The following is a 25111-nucleotide window of genomic DNA, read 5'->3' on the forward strand; positions in this document are numbered from 1 at the left end:
TAAATGAATGTAAAATTCGAATAAATTCCGCTTAACAGCCGTTAATGTGTTAAAACGAATTGTTAAATTGGAATAAAGGACAGCGACAATTTGACAGTTTGTCACTTTTTGCGTCTATATTTGCAAACGTATTTCAAACGGTCTATCAAAATCGTTGCTTCAAATTATATAAAATAAGAATAGAAACATATAAAGAATAAAGACATGAAAAAGTTTTCTAAATTTTTGCTTCCGTCGCTGTGTGTGGTGGCGATAGCATTCTCAACAGGTGCTTTCATCAAAGTAAACGCTGCAGATGCACCGGTTGCAGCAGCCGGTCAGCCGGTCGACCTCACCTATGCTGCGGAGAAGTCTCTGCCCGCTGTTGTACATATTAAATATGTGCAGAACTCTAAGGTGCAGACTGTAGATGTGCAAAGAAGTGATCCTTTCAGTGATTTCTTCTCCGATCCATTCGGCTTTTTCGGTAATCCCAGACAAGGAGAATCGCAAAAGAGACAGTACAAGACTCCTAAACGCGAAGCTACCGGATCGGGTGTAATTATTTCGCCAGACGGCTATATCGTAACCAATAACCACGTTGTGGAGGGAGCCGATGAGCTTACAGTTACATTGAACGACAACCGTGAGTTTTCTGCACGTATTATCGGCACAGATAAAACAACCGATCTTGCGTTGATAAAGGTCGATGCAAAAGGGCTGCCGACGTTGCCTATCGGCGATTCTGATAAGTTGAAAGTGGGCGAGTGGGTAATCGCAGTGGGCAATCCGTTCAATCTGAATTCAACGGTTACCGCAGGTATTATCAGTGCCAAGGCGCGTTCGCTCTATGCGAACGATATCGAATCGTTCATACAGACCGATGCGGCCATTAATGCCGGCAACTCAGGCGGTGCTCTTGTCAATGTTCAAGGCGAACTCGTGGGTATTAATGCCATGCTATATTCGCAAACCGGCTCTTATTCGGGGTATGGTTTCGCTATCCCGACATCTATTATGAATAAAGTAGTTGCCGATCTTAAGCAATACGGAACTGTGCAGCGTGCACTTCTCGGTATCGAGGGAGGCGATGTACACAACTATATAGACGCGCAGAAAGAAGATGGCAAGGAGGTTGACCTCGGCACGAATGATGGTATTTATGTAAATAAAGTTGTAGAAGATGGTGCAGCAGAAGCTGCCGGATTGAAGAAAGGCGATGTTATTGTGGCTGTTGATGGAAAAAATATAAGTAAAATGGCCGAAATGCAAGAAATTATAACGAAGAAACGCCCGGGGGATAAGATCACTATTACTTATTTACGTAATAAGGAGAAGATAACCAAAACGGTGACATTGAAAAATGCTCAGGGCAATACAAAGGTTGTAAAGAAAGTAGAAGATCTTGATGTGTTGGGAGCAAGTTTCCGCCCTGTAACGGCAAAACAAAAAGAAGCATTTGATATTAAATACGGATTGGAAGTAACTAATGTAGGCAAAGGTGCCATCAAGAATGCCGGAATAAATAAAGGATTTATCATGATTTCTGCAAACGATGCGCCTTTAAAGAGCATCGGCGATTTGCAGGAGGTGGTAAAACAGGCCTCTACAAGCAAAGATCCCATATTTGTTGTGAAGGGAATTTGGCCTACAGGCAAACGAGATTATGTTGTAATTAAATTGTCAGAGTAAAGTTTATTTACAATATAAAGTTAAGGGGAACGCATGGAGAAGTGTGTTTCCCTTAATTTTTTAAGATGTTCTTAAAATAGAAAAGTGATAAAATATTTGCACAATCCGTTCAAAACGTTTAAATTTGCATGCATGCATTAAAAAAGAACCGGCTAATGAGACAACTGAAAATCACAAAATCTATTACCAATCGAGAAAGTGCATCGCTCGATAAATATTTACAAGAGATAGGGCACGAAGAACTTATATCTGTTGAAGAAGAGGTGGAGTTGGCACAACGGATAAGGAAGGGAGACAGGAAAGCTCTTGAAAAACTTACTAAAGCCAACCTAAGATTTGTGGTTTCGGTAGCCAAGCAATATCAAAATCAGGGACTGAGTTTACCTGATCTTATTAATGAAGGAAATGTCGGTTTGATAAAAGCTGCAGAGAAATTTGATGAGACAAGAGGGTTTAAGTTTATCTCTTATGCCGTGTGGTGGATCAGGCAAAGTATTTTACAAGCTATCGCCGAACAAAGCAGAATTGTGAGATTGCCATTAAACCAAGTAGGTTCTGTGAATAAAATCAATAGAGCCCTCAATAAATTCGAGCAGGAGAACGAACGTCACCCGAGCATTGAAGAAATTGCAGATCGTATTGATCTTCCTGAAGAAAAGATCATCGATGTAATGAAAATCAACGGTAAACACATTTCGGTAGACGCACCTTTTACGGAAGGGGAGGACAATAGTCTGTTGGATATCATGCCTAATACGGAAAGTCCCACGGCAGACGAAAGACTTGTATCGGAGTCTCTTCGTGATGAGATATCAAGAGTACTTTTGCTTCTCAATGAGAGAGAACGTATGATTATAGAAGCTTTCTTTGGCATAAATCAGCAAGATATGACGCTTGAAGAGATCGGAGACAAATTCGGTTTGACACGTGAACGGGTAAGACAAATTAAAGAAAAAGCGATAAGACGCCTCCGAAATAATACGAAGAGCAACTTGCTCAAATCGTTTTTAGGATGATTGAATTAGTAATTTAAAGGTATGAGATTGAAAAAAATATTATTGATAGTATTCGCGTTGGTTGCGATAACTTCAACAGTTCAGGCAAAAAATCGTAATAAGCAGGTGTATTTATATGGTTTTGCTGCTTCGTTTAATGATTCTACAGTATATTTTACTGACATTCAATTGTTGGATTCGGCCTATATTTCCAGAAATGGATTTTTGTATGGTAGAGATAGTTATTCTTATCAGTTAAAGCAATATATGGAGTCGAAAGGCGTTTTTCAGCCTACTTGTGTTACCTTTTTCGCAACATCTCGTAAAGTGATAGAAAAGAAATTTGTGTCGTTGAAGAAAAGATATGTCAAAGGGAGAAATTATAATATCAAGTATATCGCAACTACAGATTTTTTATATACCCCTGTTGTACCGGATCCATCCGAATTGAATAAGATTTCAGCAAAGAAAGAAAAGAAGAAAAAGGCAAAGGCAGCAATATCCACCTTTAAAAACTAAAGGAAGGGTGAAAGTCTCTTTTATAAAGTATTTTTCAATCCTTTCTTAAATCTCGATCGTCGATAATGGAGAATGTTAGTATAAACGACTTTATCGTTGCAGAACATCATATAAGAATTAATTTTAAAGGACAGCAACCGAATGATATGCGTTTGCTCCCATCTTTCGAACCATTTAAAACAGAAAATAAATCGGAAGAGATATTTTTTGAATTGACTGTCGATGATAATTTGAAAGTTATTTCCGAAGAACATCGGGAAAGAATAAGAACATTTGATACAGGAAATGGAGATATCATTGTGGATTTATTGGATAATGGTGGATACCAATACATTATAAAAGACATCGACGGGGTTGGGTGTTGTCTGTTGCAGACAAATAAGAATTTCTCTAAATGTGTCTGTGCGCTCAATGGAAATTACAATATGAGATGCTTCGGCCTGAATAATGCACTTATGCTGATTTTCGCATTTGCCGGAAGTCTTCATGATACGCTCCTCATCCATGCTTCGCTTGTAAGGAACAACGGATATGGGTATGCTTTCATTGCGAAGAGTGGTACGGGGAAAAGTACGCAAGTAAGTATGTGGTTGAGATATATAAAAGGGTGTGATCTTATGAATGATGATAATCCGATTATTCGTATAATAAATGGAATATCTTATATTTACGGGAGTCCATGGAGCGGCAAAACACCTTGTTATCGTAATGTGAAGGCTCGCCTTGGAGCTATAACACGTATAGACAGGGCTACGGAAAACAGTATAGATAAGCTATCTCCAACGGAATCATTTGCATCAATTCTTCCCTCATGCTCTTCGATGATGTGGGATAAGGATATTTACAGTCGTATTTGTGATACCATCACAAAGATTATCGAGACTACGGATATCTACACATTGCATTGTCTTCCCAATGAGGATGCGGCTGTATTGTGTCATGAAACCATAGCAAAAGCATAATCGATAGTTTTATTTCATGAAAGAGCATCCATCACCACAGACAGAGTTAGGAGTAAAGGAAATACAGTTCGCAAATGCAGAGTTTCTACCGGAAATAGTGAGGTTTTTGAAAGAGGGGCATACTGTTACGTTACGCCTTAAAGGATTTTCTATGCGGCCTTTTTTAGAAGATAATCGCGATAAAGCATTGATAACCAAAGCGCAAGACATTCATATCGGAGATGTGGTTTTGGCAGAAATTGCTCCAAAACATTTTGTTTTGCATCGTATTATTGCTTTCGATGGAATTAATGTGGTATTAAGGGGCGATGGTAATCTGTCTGAAGAGTATTGTAAAAGAGTAGATGTAAAAGGTTCTGTTGTCGGATTTTATCGTAAAGGACGAATACGGTTAGACCGCACGGATGGGAGGAAATGGAAGTTATATTCTGTAATTTGGATGAGACTATATCCCATACGTCGTTATCTTTTAGCCGCTTATCGTAGAATTTGGCTCAAATTATTTAAACCCATTTAAAGTAAATATCAGAGATGAAAACGAAAAAAGGATTTAATCTTCGTACAGTATGTGGAGAACATATTATTGTAGCGGAAGGAAAGGAAAACATAGATTTCAGCAATATTATCAGCATGAATGAAAGTTCTGCCTACCTTTGGAAAAATATTCATGATAAAGAATTTACGGTAGAAGACCTTGCAAACCTACTCATGCAGGAATATGAAGTAGAGAAAGAGACCGCACTGAATGATGCACGCACTCTTTCTCAACAATGGGCTGTTGCTGGTATTATAACTGAATAGTCGCATCTTGTTAGAGACGTTACTTTCCCGTTTAGACGTTTAGAGAAATAAACATTTCTTGTTATTTACAATGAGTTGTACTGCTTAGACTGTTATGCATGTTCAAAGCAGCACGGCGCCCATCGCCCATGGCAAGGATAACAGTAGCGCCACCTCTTACGATGTCGCCTCCAGCATAAATATTCTCAATGGAAGATTGCATTTGCTCATTAACGACAATCGTATTTCTTCTACCAAGCTCAAGTCCTTTTATGCTCTTTGGTACAAGTGGATTTGGAGATACGCCGACGGCAACAATCACTTGATCGAAATCAATAGTCTTTGTTGAACCCAAAATGGGTTCTGGACTGCGCCTGCCGCTTGCATCTGGTTCACCTAAACACATCTCTTGGAGTACCGCTGCTTTCACAGCTCCGTCTTCATCCGCTAAATATTCTATTGGATTGTGTAAGGTGAGAAACTTGATACCTTCCTCCTTAGCGTGCTTCACTTCTTCGATACGTGCTGGCATCTCAACTTCGGATCGACGATACACCAATGTTACATCGGCACCGAGACGTTTAGCCGTACGACACGAGTCCATTGCTGTGTTTCCACCGCCTACTACGAGAACTTTCTTGCCGATATTGATGGGGGTATCTGTGGAAGGATTGGCGGCATCCATTAGATTAACGCGAGTAAGATATTCGTTGCTCGACAGAATGTTGATGCTATTTTCTCCCGGTATTCCCATGAAGTTCGGAAGACCGGCACCCGAGCCGACAAATACTCCCTTGAACCCTTTTTCTTTTAGTTCTTCTACGGAAATAGTCTTACCTATGATGCAGTCGGTCTGGAAATGTACGCCCATCTTCTGTAAATTCTCTATCTCGACATCCACAATCCGATTAGGCAATCGAAATTCGGGAATACCATACTTCAATACGCCTCCGATTTCGTGTAACGCTTCGAATACATAAACGTCATATCCTCTTTTGGCCATATCACCAGCAAAGCTCAATCCTGATGGCCCAGAACCAATAACTGCAATCTTAATACCATTCGCAGGAGCGATTTCTGGTAATGATATGTTACCACTCTCTCGTTCATAATCGGCGGCAAAGCGTTCCAAATAGCCAATGGCAACAGCCGGCTCGTTCATTTTCAGATGAATGCATCTGCTCTCGCATTGTTTCTCTTGCGGACATACACGTCCACAAACAGCGGGCAGTGCCGATGTATCTTTCAGCACTTTGGCGGCTGCAAGGAATTGTCCACGTTCGATGTTCTTGATAAACGACGGAATGTTAATATTAACCGGGCAGCCTTCCACACAAGTCGGCTTGGCGCAATCAAGACATCGTTTGGCTTCCATTAATGCCATCTCCTTGGTTAATCCCTTGTTTACTTCTTCCAATCGTGTCGTGGCACGGTAAGTAGGTTCCAATTCAGGCATGATAACTCGTTTAATTATCACTCTTTCCTTGGGTTTCATGGAAGAGCGCAGGTCCTTACGCCATTGCGAGTTTCGATCGGTAAGCATCTCTATCGTATCATCGACAGGCTTTTCATCCATGCTGATTTGATATTCCTCTATGCCGGAAGCAATGCTACTCGTGATATTGAGATGTTCTTCATACCGTTCTAACTCTTCTCGTTCTACCTTCTTGAATGTACCCATTCGTTTGAACATCTCGTCCCAATCAACAAGCGTACCATCAAATTCGGGGCCATCGATACATACGAATTTCGTCTTTCCTCCGATTGTCAGACGACAAGCTCCACACATTCCAGTACCATCTACCATAATAGTGTTAAGCGAAACATCGGTAGGAATGTTGTATTTCTGTGTCAATAGACAACAGAATTTCATCATGACGGGAGGCCCAATTGCAAAAACTTTGTCAATATGTTCTTGATTGATAAGTTTTTCTATGCCGATGGTTACGACGCCTTTCTCTCCATAGGAACCATCATCGGTCATAATGATAGTTTCATCAGAATTATTTCGCACTTCGTCTTCGAGGATAATTAAATCTTTTGAACGTCCCGCAAGTACGGAGAGCACTCTGTTACCAGCAACTTTCAACGCTTTGATAATCGGCAACATAGGTGCAACTCCCACGCCACCTCCGGCACAAACCACAGTACCGAAGTCCTCGATGTGGGTTGGATTGCCCAAAGGACCTACTACATCTGTAACGTAATCTCCTTTGTTTAAATTACAAAGCTTGATAGAAGATAATCCAACTTTTTGCACAACAAGGGTTATTGTGCCTTTTTCAATATTGGCATCGGCAATGGTGAGAGGTATGCGTTCACCTTTCTCACCGACTCTTACGATGACAAAATTTCCGGCTTTACGACTCTTGGCAATCAGTGGAGCTTCAATCTCGAAGAGGAATACTTTTTCAGAGAATTGTTCCTTGCGTGCGATTTTATTCATAAATGTCTTTGTATCAGGAGAATAGTTGTAAGTATCTAACCTAAACCTCTATTACCCGAAGTTTTTATCATCTATCAAGTCGAAACCACAATAGGGGATGAGTACTTTGGGGACACGGATACCTTCCGGTGTTTGGTTATTTTCAAGAATTGTAGCAACGATACGTGGCAAGGCCAATGCTGAACCGTTTAATGTATGGCATAATTCGATCTTTTTATTATCGAAACGGCGATAACGGCAATGCAGACGATTGGCCTGATAGCTTTCGAAATTCGATACAGAACTTACTTCCAGCCAGCGTTTTTGTGCTGCGCTCCACACCTCGAAGTCGTAACAGATGGAAGAGGTAAAACTCTGATCGCCGCCACATAGTAGGAGAATATGGTAAGGAAGTTCTAATTTTTTGCATAAACCTTCTACATGATCAAGCATTTCTTGTAACGATTGGTAAGAATGTTCAGGGGTATCGATACGCACCAATTCTACTTTATCAAATTGATGTAGGCGATTCAATCCACGTACATCTTTGCCATAACTTCCTGCTTCACGACGAAAACATGCAGAATAGGCACAACGTTTAATAGGAAGTTCTTTTTCCTCAAGAATGGTATCACGGAAAATATTTGTTACAGGAACCTCTGCTGTAGGTATCAGATAGAGATTATCTAAATTAGCATGATACATCTGTCCCTCTTTATCAGGCAACTGACCGGTACCATAGCCACTGGCCTCGTTTACTACGAAAGGAGGCTGCACTTCGAGATATCCGCTTTTACGAGCTTCGTCAAGAAAAAAGGCTTCGAGTGCACGTTGCAGACGTGCCATTTTGCCGATATATATGGGAAAGCCTGCTCCGGTAATCTTCACGCCAAGGTCGAAGTCCACAAGATTATATTTTTTACATAAATCCCAATGACATAATGCATTTTCCGGTAAAACCGGTTTCTCTCCGCCTTCTTTTACAACAACGTTATCGTTGGCATCTTTACCCTCAGGAACTTTATCATTGGGAATATTCGGAATAGTTAGCAGAATATCGGTCATCTTTTTTTGAGCATTATCCATCTCTTCTTGCAGTTTCTTGTCAAATGTCTTTAATTCTGCAACTTGAGCCTTTACCACTTCAGCCTGTTCTTTCCGTCCTGTCTTCATCAGCATGCCTATATCTTTTGCCAAAAGATTTGCCTGTTGTTTATTCTTATCAAGTTTTTGTTGAGCACCACGACGGTGTCTATCTATGATAAGAACATTTTCAATTGTTTTGCGTGCATCTTCAAAATGTTTTTTCTCTAAACCTTTTATCACCCGTTCAGTTTCTTCACTGATAAGTTTAAGTGTGAGCATGTACTATTCCTTTTTATATGTTGTAATTATTTAAACGCAAAAATACAAAAAAAATATATTAAATCGTAATATTTCGTGTCAAAATCCTTTTTGCAAAATATTTTGTCTGTTTATATGCAATATGCATAATGTCTATAACGCATAAATGCCAATCTTTCTTGTGAAAGATTGGCATTCTGTTGTTTGTTTGGAATAAGTTATTGTTTTTTATATACTATGCTTCAGCTTTTTGAGTTTTAGCACGATACGCCTCTTCAGACAGTACGGAAACCGTACTCTTGTCTCTACGACCTTTATGGAAATATACAATTCCGTCTGTTAGAGCATACAATGTATCATCTTTGCCGATAGCAACGTTTTCTCCGGGATTGTGCTTTGTGCCCCGCTGACGAACGATAATGTTGCCTGCGATAATCTTCTGACCGCCCCAAATCTTTACGCCTAATCTTTGTGAAGCTGATTCACGACCGTTCTTGGAACTACCTACACCTTTTTTATGTGCCATTTCTGAATTCCTCCCTTTGCTTTAAGCGATTACTTGTTTAACTTCTACTTCGGTGAACTGTGCACGATGACCATTCTTTTTACGATAGTCTTTTCTGCGCTTCATCTTGAAAACGATGACTTTGTCACCTTTTACAAGTGGGTTCACAACTTCTACTACTACCTTTGCACCCTCTACTGTCGGTGCACCGACTGTTACTGTTCCTTCTTTGTCTACGAGCAGTACTTTGTCGAACTCAACAGTTTTGCCGGTTTCAACATCTTTGATGTGATGAACAAAGAGCTTTTTACCTTGTTCAACCTTGAACTGTTGACCGTTAATTTCTACAATTGCGTACATTTATTTTTCGTAAAAACGGTTTTTCCGCAAGGCGCCTGACATTTATCAAGACTTATTCAAGCCTCCACGGACTAAATCGGATGCAAAATTAATAAGAAAAGTTGATAGATGCAGTATCTATCTCTGCGCCTTTCATTTATTTTATGAGATATTAACAAATCGGGGCGTCATTTCTTAAAGAAGAAGATAATAATTAAATAGGTCGAATTGTTTAAATGGCAAATTCGACCTATTTCTCTTACGCGTGGCAGCAGAATAATACGATGAGCTGAGCTATAAATATTCTTAGGAACATACTCAATGGATAAACAGTAGAATATCCTACAGCAGGAGCCTCTTTGGAACATATCTGACTTGCATAGGCTAATGCCGGTGGATCGGTACATGTTCCGGCGATCATACCCATTATGGTATAATAATTGAGTTTATACGTTAGGCGGGCAATGGTTCCTACGATGAGAATCGGGATTATAGTAATGAGAAAACCGGTATATACATATTTCAGTCCGTCACCTTGTACTACAGTCTCCCAGAAGCCGGCACCAGCTTTTATGCCTACACTGGCTAAAAATAGCACGAGTCCTATCTCACGGAGCATCATATTGGCTGAAGTTGTAGTGTAAGTAACCAATCGAAGTCTGTCACCGTATCTTCCAATGAGGATTGCTATGATCAGAGGTCCGCCGGCAATACCGAGTTTCAACGGTACAGGCATGCCCGGAATAGCCAAAGGAATACTCCCGAAAATGATACCTACAATAATTCCGATGAAAATGGTTGCGATATTCGGAGTGTTAAGATGTTTATTAGAATTGCCCATCAGTTCGGCAACACGATTTACATTATCTTCCGGTCCGACTACCATCAGACGGTCGCCGACGTGGAAATGATGGTCTCGGCTTGCAAACAAGTCTATACCCTGACGGGTTATTCTCGTTACATTCACGCCATAGACACTAGAAAAATGCATCTTTCCGAGTACTTTACCGCTCATAGACGATCGTGTAACAATAATACGCTTAGATACTAACGGCTGTGTCTTGTCTTCATAGTCCCAAGAATTGCTTATCAAGGGGCCGATGAATGCTTGTATGGCATCAGCATCAGCTTCTGCACAAACGATAAGAACCTCATCTTCAAGATTAAAAACCGTATCTCTCTTGGGGATTGTCACCTTGCCATCGTGTAGGATACGGGTGCATACAATGTCGCGATTGAGGAACTCCGAAATCTGCGCCAATGTACGTCCGGCAATGAATGAGTTCTGTACTTTAAGATGAATTTGGTGGGGTTTGGCGTGCGGATTATCATCTTCAGCCACATTTAAATCTTCTTCTTCTTTTTCCAGACTGATGTGACAGATGTATCTAATTGCTATTGTGGCACCGATGATACCCAGAACTCCGAGAGGATAAGCGCAGGCATATCCGCTGGCGATCTGTGGGATGGAGCCTTTCTGAAATACGGAAGTCAACGCCTCATTGGCAGCACCGAGTCCCGGTGTATTGGTTACGGCACCGTAAAGCGTACCAACCATCATCGGGAGATTATTTACATCTGTTGTGTCGAAAAAGATAAAATAGCAGGCAAACATTACTCCGACATTGAGAATAATCAGTACCGTGGAAAGCAAATTCAGCGTGATACCCCCTTTGCGGAAGCTCTCGAAAAAGCCCGGACCAACCTGCAGACCAATGCAGAAAACAAAAAGAATCAAACCGAAATCTTGTATAAAAGTGAGAATATTAGTCGGTGCGGTAAAACCGATATGCCCTGCAAGAATACCGGCAAACAGTACAAACGTGACTCCTAGCGAGATACCTCCGACTTTTATCTTGCCCAATAATACACCGACAGAGATAACTACGGCATACAGCAATGCGATATGTGCAACTGAATCTGTCGATGTAAAAAGATTTATTAACCAATTCATATTTCAAAAATGTTTAATAGCTGCGTGCAATAATAACTCTGTGTTTCGACGGTTTACCCGAAACCATGTCTATGCCTTCGGTCTGTTCATAGGCAAAAGGCACGCAGCGAATGGTTGCCTGCGTATCTTCTTTTATCTTAGCCTCCGTCTCTTCCGTTCCATCCCAGTGGCACAAGAAGAAGCCTCCATTCTTTATTCTTTCTTTGAAATCATCGTAATCATCGCATTCGTAAACCCTTTCATCGCGATATTTACGTGCTTTGTCGAAAATATTCTTTTGCATATCGTCGAGCAGGTGTTTTACATAGTCTACGATACCATCCAAGGAAACAGTTTCTTTTTCTAAAGTATCACGACGCATTACTTCAATCGTATTGTCTTCAAGATCACGTCCACCCATTACAAGACGTACGGGGACTCCCTTTAGCTCGTAATCTGCGAACTTAAATCCGGGGCGTTTGTTATCGGTATCGTCGTATTTAACATTGATACCCAGCTCTCGAAGAGAGGCTATAATGGGGGAAAGCTTGGCAGAAATAGCCTGTAATTGCTCTATACCTTTCGTGATCGGAATGATTACCACCTGAATAGGAGCGAGCCGTGGAGGCAGTACAAGACCATTGTCATCGCTGTGAGTCATAATTAGAGCACCGATCAAACGGGTTGAAACTCCCCATGATGTAGCCCATACATATTCCGGTTTGTTCTCTTTATTTAAATAGGTAACATCGAAACTCTTAGCAAAATTTTGTCCTAAGAAGTGGCTGGTGCCGCTTTGCAAGGCCTTACCGTCTTGCATCATCGCCTCTATTGTATATGTATCGAGTGCTCCTGCAAAGCGTTCCGTTTCGCTCTTCACGCCTTGCAATACGGGGACAGCCATCCATTGTTCTGCAAATTCCGCATATACACGAAGCATTCGTTGAGCTTCTTCTTCGGCTTCTTCACGGGTAGCATGTGCGGTATGTCCCTCTTGCCACAGAAATTCTGACGTACGGAGAAATGGACGAGTACGCATTTCCCATCTCATAACGTTGCACCATTGGTTACACATCAACGGCAAATCGCGCCAAGAATGTATCCAGTTTTTATAAGTATTCCATATAATTGTTTCAGAAGTCGGACGAATGATCAACTCTTCATCGAGTCGTGCCGATGGATCTACTTCGACAGAACGCCCATCTTCCGACGATTTAAGTCTATAATGCGTAACGACTGCACATTCTTTGGCAAATCCTTTTACATGTTCAGCCTCTCTGCTCAAGAACGATTTCGGAATAAGCAGTGGAAAATACGCATTCTGTGCACCCGTTTCTTTGAACATTTTGTCCAGTTGTTGTTGCATTTTTTCCCAAATCGCATATCCGTAGGGCTTAATAACCATACAGCCACGTACGGCTGATTGCTCTGCCAAATCGGCTTTTACCACCAAATCATTGTACCACTGACTGTAATTGTCGGCCCGCTTGGTTAATTCTTTTAATTCTTTTGCCATGTATATAAATGCTTACGTTTTTAAATTTGTCCGCAAAATTACAAAAAAATGTTGTAATGATGACATTATCATGAAAAAACAATTACCTTTGCAAGCAGTTTATTTAAACAATAAAGATTAGAGATTATGAAGAAAATGAAGATTACAACACTTTTCATGTGTTTTGTGTTGATGTTTGATAGCTGTGCTACCAAGCAAGGTTCCGGTGCTCTTCTGGGGGCAGGAGGTGGTGCCGTTATCGGCGGTATCATCGGTGCGATAGCCGGTCATGGCAAGGGTGCAGCTGTAGGCGCAGCAATAGGTGGTGCTGTTGGAGCCGGTGCAGGTGCTATTATTGGAAAGCATATGGACAAAGTTGCAGCCGAGACCGCTGCACAAGTAAAGAATGCCAAAGTAGAACAGGTGACCGATGCAAACGGCTTAAAAGCTGTAAAGGTTACTTTCGATAGCGGTATCTTGTTCGCTACGAATAAGGCGGAACTGAATCAGTCTTCCAAGAATGAGTTGGCAAAATTTTCCACTATTTTAAAAAAGAATGCCGACTGCTATGTTGACATTTACGGACATACCGACTCTACTGGTAACGATGGTATCAACATACCTTTGAGCAATCAGCGTGCACAGAGCGTTGTGGCATATTTAGAAAACTGCGGAGTGAGTGCATCCCAATTCAAGAATGTTGTTGGAAAGGGAAGTTCTGATCCGGTGGCGAGCAATGATACCAAGAGCGGACGTCAGCTAAATCGTCGTGTAGAAGTATATATGTATGCTTCTCAAGCAATGGTCGATGCTGCAAATGCTGGAACTCTTAAATAATTCGTATCTATCATTCGATGGGCGCATGGTATACATGCGCCCATTTTTATTCATATGCAGTTAGTAAGAAAGATATTTCGATGGGCACTGGCTTTTTTCTTTAGTACTACTGTTTTGGCGGTAGTCGTTTATCGATTTGTACCCGTATATTTCACACCTTTGATGTTTATTCGTACTTTTGAGCAACTTGCTGATGGTAGAAGCGTGGAGTGGCATCACCATTGGGTGTCGTTGAGCCACATATCTCCCCATATGCCTGTTGCTGTAATGGCGAGTGAAGATCAGCGTTTTTTACTTCATCATGGTTTCGACTATGCTGCGATAGAGAAAGCTGCCAAGCGTAATATGACTGGAAATAAGCGCAAATTGGGTGCAAGCACCATTTCACAGCAGACGGCAAAGAATGTATTTCTATGGCCCGGCCGCTCTTGGATCAGAAAAGGATTGGAAGTGTACTTTACTACGCTCATAGAACTGATGTGGAGTAAACAACGTATCATGGAAGTATATCTGAACTCTATAGAAATGGGCGACGGTATATATGGCGTAGATGCCGTTGCTAAGTATAATTTTGCTAAAGATGCCGAGAGTCTCAGTCGTTCAGATTGTGCACTAATAGCGGCAACACTACCCAATCCGCGTAAGTTTAGCAGTAAAACTCCAAGCGGTTATATACGTTTACGTCAAATAAAGATAGGAAGAGAAATGAGATTTATCCCCACCTTTCCTAAAGAGGGAGAGGATATTAACCCTAATACAACTTCGGGAGGAATATATCATCGTAAAAGAAAATGAACAGCATATTAGATCAATTGAACGATAGTCAACGCAAAGCTGTGGAATATACCGATGGTCCACAACTCGTTATTGCCGGTGCCGGATCGGGTAAAACGAGGGTATTAACTTATAAGATTGCTTATTTGCTGCACAGTGGAATGAAACCTTGGAATATTTTGGCACTGACATTTACTAATAAGGCTGCAAACGAAATGAAGAGCCGAATTGGCAATCTGATAGGGCATGATGCAGTACATCTGTTGCAGATAGGTACTTTCCATTCCGTTTTTTCGCGCATTTTACGCGTAGAAGCAGAATTACTTGGTTATAATTCTAATTTCACCATTTATGATGAAGCTGATTCCCGTTCCCTAATAAAGAGTATTATTAAAGAAATGGGCTTGGACGATAAACTGTATAAGCCGGCCGGTGTGCACAACAAAATAAGTATGGCTAAGAATCGGTTGATAACAGATGTACTGTACAACTCCGATAAAGAGGCTATCCGCCGCGATCAGGAAGCACGTGTACCGATGGTAGGTGCCATATATGCTGCTTATGCTCGGCAATGCAAGCAATCTAACGCTATGGACTTCGATGATTTGCTATTGCTTACATATAGACTGTTCAATGAGCACGACGACATTAGAACAAAATATGCCGACCGTTTTCGGTATGTACTCGTGGACGAGTATCAAGATACAAATTACGCACAGCAGTGTGTCGTCTTGCAATTAACCAAGGAACACCGGCGGATTTGTGTAGTCGGAGACGATGCACAAAGTATTTACGGTTTTCGTGGAGCCAATATCGATAACATATTGGGATTTCGACAAATATATAAGGAAGCCCGTTTGTTTAAATTAGAACAGAATTATCGTTCAACTCAACGTATCGTTCAGGCGGCCAACAGCTTGATCAAGCACAACGAAAGGCAGATACCAAAGGAAATTTTCAGTAGGAATGATGAGGGTGAGAAGATAGTCTATAAACCTGCCTATTCGGATAAAGAGGAAGCAATAATCGTTTGTAAAGATATCAAGCGCATCAAACGACAAGACGATTGTGAATACAATGATTTCGCAATATTATATCGTACCAATTCTCAAAGCCGCAGTTTTGAGGAAGAAATGCGCCGGCAACACATCCCATATCGCATTTATGGCGGATTAAGTTTTTATCAGCGCAAGGAAATCAAGGATATTATTGCATATTTTCGTATGGCAGTAAATCCATTCGATAGCGAGGCTTTGAAAAGGATTATCAACTATCCGACACGCGGAATCGGCAATACAACGATGTCGAAGATTACCTCTACGGCAAATAAACATAGCGTGAGTCTTTGGAATGTGATTTTAGATCCGCTGCAATACGGTTTGGATATTAATAATACTACGTTGCAGAAACTGCACGGTTTTAAAACTTTGATTACGGAATTTGTCGAACGGGTGCCCACAGTCGATGCATACACGTTAGGAAAAGAGATGATTAAAGCAAGTGGCATTTCAGCTGAAATATACTCAGGAACCGATCCTGATGATCTTTCACGGCAGGAAAATCTCGACGAATTCCTTGCAGGAATGCAAGATTTTGTGGAAGGAAGGAAGGAGGAAGGGCTGGAAAATGAAGTCTACCTAACCGATTTTTTACAAGAGGTGTCGTTGTTAACGGATATAGATAGTGAGGATGATTCTGATAGTAAGGTTTCGCTTATGACTATTCATGCTGCCAAAGGCCTTGAGTTTTCCACGGTATTTGTCGTAGGTCTTGAGGAGAATATTTTTCCCAGTCCGCTCTCGTGCAATTCCATGCGAGAACTTGAGGAAGAACGCCGTCTGTTGTATGTTGCCATTACGCGAGCCAAAAAGCATTGTATATTGACGAATGCCAAAAATCGTTACCGTTTTGGGAGGATGGAATTCGATACCCCGAGTCGTTTCTTGCGGGATTTAGATGCTAAATATTTAAAGATTGAGAGCGAAACAGAAGAAGAAGATGTGACAGCATCCTATTTTGCAAGAAGCCGTGACCAATGGAGTGAAAGGAGAGAACAGAAATATCCTGCCAATCGGTCGTACACGGAAAAACACTCATGGGGTGATGCCAATTATGGATATAACGACCATATACAGAATAATCGTCCTGTAGCCAGTCAGTTTAGAGCCGATATAAAACCGAAGATAACGGGTAGGCATCCATCCGATATGCCTACTGCAAATTCTGTATTGTTGAGTGAGGGGGATGTTATAGAACATCAAAGATTTGGTGTTGGCACTGTGATCAAGGTTGAAGGAACTGGCGAGAATACTAAGGCTACCGTTGAATTTAAGAATGTCGGAACCAAGCAATTGCTTCTTAAATTTGCCAAATATAAGGTGCTTAAATAGTTGTTTGTTACAGTTTCATACAAGAAAAAAAACAGGCATTGAAATCTTGTGCTAACGACGGAGCGGGATCATTTTGGAAAATGCCATAGATGGCGCTTCCACTTCCTGACATAGATGCATACACAGCTCCGTTATGATATAATTCTTCTTTAATATCTTTAAGAACGGGATATCGGGCAAATACGGGCAGTTCAAAATCATTTTTTAGTTCGTTTTTCCATGTTTCGATTGGCTGTTTTACTATATCTCGACAGCATTTTTCTGCTTTGTGTGGAACGATATCAGCGTAAGCATCTTTAGTCGAAACGGCAACATCGGGCTTTACGATGCAAAGATAGTAACCTTTGAGATTGCCTTTGGGAGTATCGACGGGCGATAGACAGTCGCCAATACCGGTGGCAAAAGAAGGTTCGGATGTGATGAAAAATGCACAATCCGCACCTAATTTGGCCGCATATCTTTCCATTTCTGCATTTCCGAGGTTGAGTCTGAAGCGTTCGTCAAGCAATCTAATCATATAGGCTGCATCACTTGAGCCGCCTCCCAGCCCTGCCTGTGGTGGAATTTGCTTATATAGATGAGCATGCACACGTGGGATTTTGAAATCTTTAGATAATAACTGATAAGCTTTGATTACAAGGTTATCGCTCTCGTTGCAATCGATAACGTTCCCTGTTGTCTTTAAATCACACGGTTGTTCCGATGGAAAATGCTCATCCATAGACTTTATTTCGAGAACGTCATATAGTGGAATAGGGTAGAAAACCGTTTCTAAATTATGGTAACCATCGGTTCTTTTCTCAATAATATTAAGACCTAAATTGATTTTTGCACAAGGAAATGTAATCATGTTGCGGGGTATTATAATAATAGGGATGTTACCTACGCGAGATAGCATCCCCATTGTATCTTTATAAATTATTTCTTTTCTTTTATTTTCTCTACATAAGCATCGATTACGGCGACAGCTGTAATGTTGACGATATCACGAACTGAACATTCGAAGTCTGTAAAGTGTATCGGCTTATTGAGTCCCATTTGTATCGGGCCAATGATTTCTGCCTCTGGTGCCAAGGCCTGCAAAAGTTTATAGCAGCCGTTTGCACTGCTCATATTCGGAAATACGAGTGTATTAACATCCTTGCCTTTCAGCCTTGTAAACGGATATTTGTCATCACGGAGCTCCTTATCTAAAGCGAAGTTTACTTGCATTTCTCCGTCAACAGCTAAGTCCGGATATTCTTGTTGCAGTCTTTCTACAGCAGCATGTACTTTCATTGGGCTTCCAACTTCATCCGTACCGAAGTTAGAGTAACTGATCATGGCCATGACAGGTTCATCATTGAAAAACTTTACAGAATGCTTGCACAGTTTTGCAACATCGTATAGTACGTTCTCATCCGGATGCCGGTTAATCAATGTGTCTGCAATATAGTATGTTCCTTTCTTAGTGTTAAGAATGTGCATAGTAGCAAACGTCTTATATTCTGGTCTTATACCGACAACCTCTTTAGCCACCTTGATCGTATTAGAATATTTTGTGTACAGGCCTGTTATGAAGGCATCGGCATCTCCGTGGTCTACCATAGACATGCCGAAATAGTTACGTTCGTACATTTTATCGTATGCCTCTTCGAAAGTGTAGCCTTTTCTTGCGAGTTTCTCCGCCAAGTGTTTTGCAAATGTAGCACGCCGTCCTTGTTCTTGATCTGCACGCATATCGATGAGTTCTATACCGGTAAGATCGAGTTTCAAGCGCTGTGCCAGCCGTTTCAGCCTGTCTACATTGCCAAGAAGGATAGGGTTGCAGATGCCTTCGAGTTTGGCCTGAACAGCAGCTTTCATCATTGTAGGATGTCCGCCTTCGGCAAATACAACACGTTGCGGATGAAGGCGTGCCGTATCATGAAGCTTACGAGTGAGCTTGGTTTCTTGCCCTAATAGTTGCATCAAGCCTTTTTTATAAGCATCCCAATCCGTTATGGTCTTACGGGCTACACCGCTTTCTATTGCAGCCTTGGCAACTGCAGCACTTACTTCGGTAATCAATCTCGGGTCTACGGGCTTTGGAATGAAATATTTTGGTCCAAAAGTTAAATCGTTTACTCGATACACATCATTTACTACATCGGGGACCGGTTGCTTGGCAAGATCGGCAATGGCTATAACTGCGGCCAATTTCATTTCTTCATTGATGGCCTTTGCATGTACATCGAGGGCTCCACGGAAGATATATGGAAATCCTATGACATTATTGATTTGATTGGGATAGTCTGACCGCCCTGTAGACATCAATACATCGGGGCGACTTGCCATAGCATCTTCATACGAAATCTCGGGAACAGGATTTGCCAAGGCGAACACGATAGGACTGTCGGCCATCGAACGAATCATGTCTTGGGTAAGAATATTGCCTTTTGATAAGCCTACAAATACGTCGGCACCTTTGATTGCTTCTTCCAATGTGTGTACATCTTTGCGTTTCGTAGCAAATTGTTTTTTCTGAGAAGTCAGGTCTTTCCTATCTATAGTGATTACACCCTTGGAATCGAGCATAACAATATTTTCTACTTTCGCTCCAAGAGCCACATATAATTTGGTGCAACTAATGGCAGCTGCGCCCGCTCCATTGATAACCAATTTTACTTTGGAGATATCTTTACCTGCAACCTCCAGTGCATTTTTCAGTCCTGCAGCAGAAATAATCGCCGTACCGTGTTGGTCGTCATGCATAACAGGAATATCTAGTGTCTTCTTCAGACGTTCTTCTATGTAGAAACATTCGGGTGCTTTAATGTCTTCTAAATTTATTCCTCCGAAAGTAGGGGCTATTTTTTCTACGACTTCGCAGAACTTTTCAGGATCTTTCTCGTCTATTTCGATATCGAAAACATCAATACCTCCATAAATTTTAAATAGCAATCCTTTGCCTTCCATCACCGGTTTACCGCTCGTGGCACCTATATCGCCGAGCCCTAACACGGCAGTACCGTTCGAAATTACGGCAACAAGATTACCTTTATCCGTATATTTGTAAGCGTCGTCTATATTCTTTTGAATTTCGAGGCATGGATATGCCACACCGGGAGAATAGGCTAAACTAAGGTCGGTTTGTGTTCTGTAAGGCTTGGTAGGCTTTACTTCTATCTTGCCCGGCCGCCCGTTATGATGATAAGCTAGGGCATCTTCTTTTGTAATCTTTACCATGATAATAATGTTTATTTCGTTTCTGAAATAATGCAAAGTTAGTAAAAAACCATTAAAACTAAGTGAGTTTTTTGTTTTTTTTGTACCTTTGTAATGTTATTATATACATTATGAAGAAAACTTGCACTCAAACGCTTTACCGCCAAGAATTAAAAGGTAAAATATTACAGACGGCAATGGAGGAGTTTACGCAGAAAGGTGTTCGTGCCGTAAAGATGGATGATATAGCTACAAGATTGTCTATATCTAAGCGCACTTTATACGAAATATATTCGAATAAAGAGGATTTACTATTGGAAGGTGTGCGCCTTTACCATAATGAGAGTGCTGCCTATATGAAATTTTTTAGTATTCAACCCGAACACAATGTAATGGATATCATCATAGAATTCTATCAGAAGAAGATGGGAGACCTTGCTAGGACCAATCCGGTGTTCTATTCCGATATTCATAAGTACGAAACAGTTACTGCGTTTTTAGAAGAAGAGCATGAAAGGAATGAGGAAGAGGCGTGCCGTTTCTTCGAACGAGGGATACATGAGGGCTTCTTTCGTCCTGATTTCGATTATGGTATCATATCCAGAATAGGCAATGTCGCCATGAAGTATGTAATGGAAACAAAGATGTATCAGGAATATGACATGCAATATATATTCCGAAATATCGTATTTACGTTAATTAGAGGCTTCTGCACCCAAAAGGGAATCGAGATTATCGATAAGAGGTTGAGTGCATAAGGAGTACAGGCACATGTCTTTTATTGTATTCGGGTATAACATAAATGCCGGAAATATTCCATATAGCATATATTTTTTTCTATTATCGATTTACCGGTTTGATTTATTCTACTTTGTATAAAAAATGCAATGCAACTTATTTTTATTTCTGATAAATGCTATGTTTGGTGCTAATATAAAGTGAATATATCGGAAGTAGAGATTGTGTTTATCGGAAACAAAATACATGCCTCGCCGTAGAATGTTCTTAATTTGGTTCTACGGCGAGGTGTTGTTGTTATTGTATCTTTTAATGAAAATACAATAAGGGTTATAAGAATATAGCCGATTACAGTTTATGGATCACCTTTTCAATCTGCTCTCCCAATCCGATAGTGTAACCTTGCGAGGAGAATACAACACGGTTAAATGTGTCTGCAATGATAAAGATAGGTAACAGATTTTCATTCTGAAGTTTCATTTGAGCCACAATCTGCTTTTTGATCCGTCCGTCTTTATCGATACCGAGAATTGTTTTTTGAGGTAGTATGCCGTAATTCTCCGACTTGAATTTATTCAGTTCTTTTTCATTTTCGAATAATAAAACGAATGGTCGTTGCCATTTATCCAATTCTATTTTTGCTCTTGAAATGTCTCGTAACGCGTGGTTAGTAGGTTCTTGTCCTACATCTAAGATGCCTATAACGAAATATCCTCGGCCTGTTTGTGATAAGATGCTCGTATCTTTGCCGTTTTGCAGGAACTTGGCTTCGCTGTCGAAGTTGCCGATAACGCTGACTTCTGTTGTTGATGTGCGAAGATAAAGATTGAGTTTAGTCTCTTGATTCTTATAAATGCTGAATATTCGACAGGTAGAAAGCACACTTCCGTTGGCAAGCCGCGTACCCGTAACAAGCAGATAGGTGCCCACATCGAGCTTGATTCCATTTTTAAAGGTATTATCCCAACTGGTTCCGCCCCCCATGTCAACTTGTCCTTCGTCGAAGTTGAGCAATGTGGCGTGTCCATTCTCAATTTTACTGATCGTGAAATGACTGTAATATTTCGGATTATCAAGATATTTTGTTGGTGAATACTGCAAAATCAGTGTTCCCGTATCGGCAATTTTCTGCTCATCCTGTTCGAAATTGACGTCTATCCACTGTCTGTCTTTCTGGTATTGAACCTTTGATGTTATTACATCTTTGCGTGCAGGAATGTTCAGACTTCGTGCCATATCCACGAAAAAGATATCTCGTGATCGGACATCAGTAAGTCTTGACCGCCAAACACCGAGCGGTGTTTGTGCAATATTCAGTGCTTTCTTATCCGGATTTATCTTGATGTTTTGTTTAATCCACTTTACCAAAAGGGCAGGATCATTGCGGAATGCAATGGCTGTTTGGGGCGGAAAAGCATCAGTAAATATATGTTTGAAGGGCGAAATAATCATTTCGTTCTCGACACGTGGGCAAAGCTGATTGCTCGGAGCACTGTAATTATCTTCAAGAATTTCCATGGTAATATCACAGAAATCCTTATCGCTTAATGTATTCAACAGTTCCGATACCCGTTCAATATTATCTTTATGATGATCGAGGAATTGACTGATAGTATGCCAATTACCACGCGCTTTTTTCAGATACGCGTTATTCCCTTGGTAAAAGGAGCCCTCGTATGCCTTTCTGATAGAATCTTCTATTGCGAGTCTCTGTTTGTTACGGTCGTTTTGTTCTGCGGTAATCTTCGGAAGAATAGCGTGCTCGACTGGCGGGACAATATCCATTGAGTCGAGTGGTAATACCACATGGGCTGCATCTGCAGTCGGTGTGTGTGTTAGAGTGATAGTTACTATCTTATCTTTGCCGAAAGAGGCTTTGGCAAATCCATACTTGCCGTTTTTCGAAGCCCATACTATCATGTCACCTTTTCCTGCTGTAAGGAATGTCTTTCCTTGTGCATCGGTGTATTTGTTTACGGCTGTATAGAACTCAGCATAGTTGTATATTTTGAATTCTACACGAGCCTGTTCCACAGGCAGTCCTTTTTCATCAATAACACGGAAATCGATCTTTGCTGACGAACCATAATTATCGATGAGATTAATCTCAGTGTAGTTGCTGGTTCGCAACATCACTTCTTCTGGTCCTCGGTAATCTCCGAATGCTCGTGTATGCATCAATAGTGCACGGGAGGCCGGTGCATTGAACCAGCCCATGTTCAATACCGCTTCCGGTTCGCATGCTCCAATAAAATACCATTTGCCATCAGCCCAAGCTTCTACCCATGCATGGTTATCATCAGTATGGGCCCAGCGCGGAGTATATACCTGTCGGGCGGGAATACCGATAGATCGTAATGCCGCCACAGTAAACGTACTCTCCTCACCACATCGACCAATAGCTGTTTTCATACAGGCTAAAGGGGAAAGTGTACGGGCATCCGACGGGTGGTAGGTTACATGCTCATGGCACCAATGATTTACTTCTAATATAGCTTCTTGCATAGACATACCTTTAACACGCCTTGAGAGTTCTGTATACATAACAATGCGTGAACTGTCTAAATTTTCATTATTAACACGTATCGGCAATACGAAATGTCGGAAAAGAAGTTCGGGAATTTTCTTTCCCCAAGCCATTGTTCGCCTTGTTTGAAAGCTTGATCTAATATTTTCAAGATAGAACGAAGTCGGATAATCTGTGATATCGGCAATGGGCATATAGGCATAAAGAAACTCGAGAGCTTCCTGTTCTGGAGTGGTAAGATGAACATCTTTGGTATTTAAAAACTTGTTTCCAAAGAGCTTCATCTTATTGTTATATGCCTCTCTGACTATCATTCGATAGGAGATATCTGTGATGAAATGTGCATTGTCAGTGGCAAAGGCTGTAATTCCGACAAAACACATGACGACCGGAATAAGTAGTTTCTTCATTATTCTATTAAGATTATAGATTATCTATTAATGCAGAAATTGTTTTCTTAACTCTTTCTGTGGTTGTTAGTTCGTAACTGTTTTCATCGATTCTCTGTGCTCCCATATAAACGGGACTGTTCATGTATGTAACGGAGGAGAGGAATTTTTCACGAGCAGAAAAATGATATTCGCGTACACCGGTTTCTGTATATATTTTGAAAATGTTGTTTTCATTAACACCGCACCCGGCAATGATATGAATACGGTGGTCTGCTTGTGTTTGTAATTGATGGAGTAGGGGGGTACCTAATTCCACGGTAGGTTGTTGTCCTGATGTCAGTATTCTGTTGAAACCGAGTATGGCTAACTGGTCTAAGGCTTTAAAGGGATTTCTGCAACGATCAAAAGCACGATGGAATGTAACGGAGAGTCCTTGACAATGCTTTAATAACATGGCGTTGAGTTCCATATCTATATTTCCATCATTAGTAAGACAGCCGAACACAACACCATCAACATTAAGCTGTTTACATACTTTTATGTCGATAATCATTCTTTGAATTTCAGAAAATGTATAAGTGAAATCACCCCCGCGTGGGCGTATGATAACATGTAACTTCGTCTTATCCAGAACTTTTCGAGCCATAGTAATCTCTCCGTATGAAGGTGTGGTTCCGCCTTCGGGAATATCTGCACACAGTTCTACACGATGGGCTCCGCCGGCTTGAGCTGCCAAACAACTCTCTACATTGTTGGCACAAATTTCGAATTGAAAGTTTTTGATATCCATAAAGGGATTAGTGGTTTATGATAAGAAAAACAAAAAGAGTTCCACGAGGGAACTCTTTGATTATTGTAATGGTATTTTATTGATTCGCCTCACGTGCCGCCCTCCTTCAAAATCTGTATTGAAGAATTCATCCATAATCAGTCGTGCAGTTTCTTGATTAATAAATCTTCCTGGCATTACCAATACATTAGCATCATTATGCAGTCTTATCAGATGAGCGATTTCTGGCATCCATGCAAGACCTGCTCTGATCTTCGGGTGTTTATTAAGTGTCATGCTGATACCCTCTCCGCTTCCACAAATTCCTATTCCGAAATATACTTCTCCGTTTTCTATACCTTTTGCAAGAGCGTGCCCATAGTCTGGATAATCACATGAATCCTTACTGAAGGTGCCATAGTCTTTGTAACGATAGCCCTTTTCTTTCAGATACTGTATGGCGAATTGTTTCAATTCATATCCGGCATGATCGCTGGCCAATCCTATTATTTTAATATCCATATATATGC

Annotated in this window: 21 protein-coding genes; 10 read left to right on the forward strand and 11 right to left on the reverse strand. The window is 40.9% G+C overall.

What is annotated here, in order from left to right:
• Positions 1-204 precede the first annotated feature (204 nt).
• The 6 genes from BN3912_RS07890 (at position 205) to BN3912_RS07915 (ending at position 4948) form a co-directional block, all read left to right on the forward strand.
• Positions 205-1671, forward strand: coding sequence for a Do family serine endopeptidase (locus tag BN3912_RS07890; RefSeq protein WP_023983037.1), 1467 nt, complete (start codon positions 205-207; stop codon positions 1669-1671).
• 155 nt (positions 1672-1826) lie between these two features.
• Positions 1827-2687, forward strand: coding sequence for a sigma-70 family RNA polymerase sigma factor (locus BN3912_RS07895; protein ID WP_064972299.1), 861 nt, complete (start codon positions 1827-1829; stop codon positions 2685-2687).
• A gap of 21 nt (positions 2688-2708) precedes the next feature.
• Positions 2709-3185: a hypothetical protein gene (locus BN3912_RS07900; RefSeq protein WP_023983039.1), complete on the forward strand. Its 477-nt coding sequence runs from the start codon at positions 2709-2711 to the stop codon at positions 3183-3185.
• A gap of 65 nt (positions 3186-3250) precedes the next feature.
• Positions 3251-4147, forward strand: a complete 897-nt coding sequence (locus tag BN3912_RS07905; RefSeq protein WP_023983040.1) for a hypothetical protein — start codon at positions 3251-3253, stop codon at positions 4145-4147.
• A 16-nt stretch (positions 4148-4163) separates the two neighbouring features.
• Positions 4164-4664, forward strand: a complete 501-nt coding sequence (locus BN3912_RS07910) for a S24/S26 family peptidase (RefSeq protein WP_023983041.1) — start codon at positions 4164-4166, stop codon at positions 4662-4664.
• Positions 4665-4678: 14 nt separating this feature from the next.
• Positions 4679-4948, forward strand: a complete 270-nt coding sequence (locus BN3912_RS07915; protein WP_023983042.1) for a PqqD family protein — start codon at positions 4679-4681, stop codon at positions 4946-4948.
• Positions 4949-5009: 61 nt separating this feature from the next.
• Here BN3912_RS07915 and BN3912_RS07920 read toward each other — a convergent pair whose 3' ends face one another.
• From BN3912_RS07920 to proS, 6 genes are all read right to left on the reverse strand, one after another.
• A complete protein-coding gene (locus BN3912_RS07920) occupies positions 5010-7373 on the reverse strand; it encodes a bifunctional dihydroorotate dehydrogenase B NAD binding subunit/NADPH-dependent glutamate synthase (RefSeq protein WP_023983043.1) in 2364 nt (787 codons plus the stop codon).
• A gap of 51 nt (positions 7374-7424) precedes the next feature.
• Positions 7425-8717 (reverse strand): serine--tRNA ligase, encoded by a 1293-nt coding sequence (gene serS, locus BN3912_RS07925; protein ID WP_023983044.1) that lies wholly within the window; start codon positions 8715-8717, stop codon positions 7425-7427.
• A 214-nt stretch (positions 8718-8931) separates the two neighbouring features.
• On the reverse strand, positions 8932-9222 hold the full coding sequence (rpmA, locus tag BN3912_RS07930; RefSeq protein WP_004370442.1) for a 50S ribosomal protein L27: 291 nt from the start codon (positions 9220-9222) through the stop codon (positions 8932-8934).
• 21 nt (positions 9223-9243) lie between these two features.
• Positions 9244-9561: a 50S ribosomal protein L21 gene (gene rplU, locus BN3912_RS07935; protein ID WP_004370443.1), complete on the reverse strand. Its 318-nt coding sequence runs from the start codon at positions 9559-9561 to the stop codon at positions 9244-9246.
• A 238-nt stretch (positions 9562-9799) separates the two neighbouring features.
• Positions 9800-11494, reverse strand: coding sequence for a putative transporter (locus BN3912_RS07940; RefSeq protein ID WP_023983045.1), 1695 nt, complete (start codon positions 11492-11494; stop codon positions 9800-9802).
• Between the two features lie 13 nt (positions 11495-11507).
• Complete coding sequence (proS, locus tag BN3912_RS07945) at positions 11508-12989, reverse strand: proline--tRNA ligase (RefSeq protein ID WP_023983046.1); 1482 nt, start codon at positions 12987-12989, stop codon at positions 11508-11510.
• Between the two features lie 126 nt (positions 12990-13115).
• Here proS and BN3912_RS07950 point away from each other — a divergent pair, with 126 nt between their 5' ends.
• From BN3912_RS07950 to BN3912_RS07960, 3 genes are read left to right on the forward strand one after another with little or no spacing between them, the layout of a single operon-like run.
• Positions 13116-13805: a YiaD family glycine zipper/OmpA-like lipoprotein gene (locus tag BN3912_RS07950; RefSeq protein WP_023983047.1), complete on the forward strand. Its 690-nt coding sequence runs from the start codon at positions 13116-13118 to the stop codon at positions 13803-13805.
• A gap of 54 nt (positions 13806-13859) precedes the next feature.
• Positions 13860-14600: a monofunctional biosynthetic peptidoglycan transglycosylase gene (gene mtgA, locus BN3912_RS07955; protein WP_004370448.1), complete on the forward strand. Its 741-nt coding sequence runs from the start codon at positions 13860-13862 to the stop codon at positions 14598-14600.
• Positions 14597-16969, forward strand: coding sequence for an ATP-dependent helicase (locus BN3912_RS07960; protein WP_023983048.1), 2373 nt, complete (start codon positions 14597-14599; stop codon positions 16967-16969). Before mtgA ends, BN3912_RS07960 begins: the two co-directional genes overlap by 4 nt.
• 7 nt (positions 16970-16976) lie before the next feature.
• On the opposite strand, the gene ispE is transcribed toward BN3912_RS07960, so the two are convergent.
• Together ispE and BN3912_RS07970 are read right to left on the reverse strand one after the other, a co-directional pair.
• Complete coding sequence (gene ispE, locus BN3912_RS07965) at positions 16977-17819, reverse strand: 4-(cytidine 5'-diphospho)-2-C-methyl-D-erythritol kinase (RefSeq protein ID WP_036859106.1); 843 nt, start codon at positions 17817-17819, stop codon at positions 16977-16979.
• 68 nt (positions 17820-17887) lie between these two features.
• The gene (locus BN3912_RS07970; RefSeq protein WP_016665114.1) at positions 17888-20176 is read right to left on the reverse strand and encodes an NADP-dependent malic enzyme; all 2289 of its coding nucleotides are present in this window, start codon (positions 20174-20176) and stop codon (positions 17888-17890) included.
• Between the two features lie 110 nt (positions 20177-20286).
• On the opposite strand from BN3912_RS07970, the gene BN3912_RS07975 reads away from it, so the two are divergent.
• On the forward strand, positions 20287-20913 hold the full coding sequence (locus BN3912_RS07975; protein WP_004370452.1) for a TetR/AcrR family transcriptional regulator: 627 nt from the start codon (positions 20287-20289) through the stop codon (positions 20911-20913).
• Positions 20914-21241: 328 nt separating this feature from the next.
• Here BN3912_RS07975 and BN3912_RS07980 read toward each other — a convergent pair whose 3' ends face one another.
• Genes BN3912_RS07980 through BN3912_RS07990 form a run of 3 tightly spaced genes read right to left on the reverse strand, consistent with a single transcriptional unit; the run spans position 21242 to position 25103 of the window.
• Entirely contained in the window at positions 21242-23830 is a 2589-nt protein-coding gene (locus BN3912_RS07980) for a transglutaminase-like domain-containing protein (RefSeq protein WP_023983049.1), read from the reverse strand.
• A 13-nt stretch (positions 23831-23843) separates the two neighbouring features.
• Positions 23844-24602 (reverse strand): copper homeostasis protein CutC, encoded by a 759-nt coding sequence (locus BN3912_RS07985; RefSeq protein ID WP_023983050.1) that lies wholly within the window; start codon positions 24600-24602, stop codon positions 23844-23846.
• A gap of 60 nt (positions 24603-24662) precedes the next feature.
• Positions 24663-25103, reverse strand: coding sequence for an RpiB/LacA/LacB family sugar-phosphate isomerase (locus BN3912_RS07990; protein WP_023983051.1), 441 nt, complete (start codon positions 25101-25103; stop codon positions 24663-24665).
• Positions 25104-25111: the final 8 nt, after the last annotated feature.

It is taken from the genome of Prevotella phocaeensis (assembly GCF_900065875.1).
Classification (GTDB): domain Bacteria; phylum Bacteroidota; class Bacteroidia; order Bacteroidales; family Bacteroidaceae; genus Prevotella; species Prevotella phocaeensis.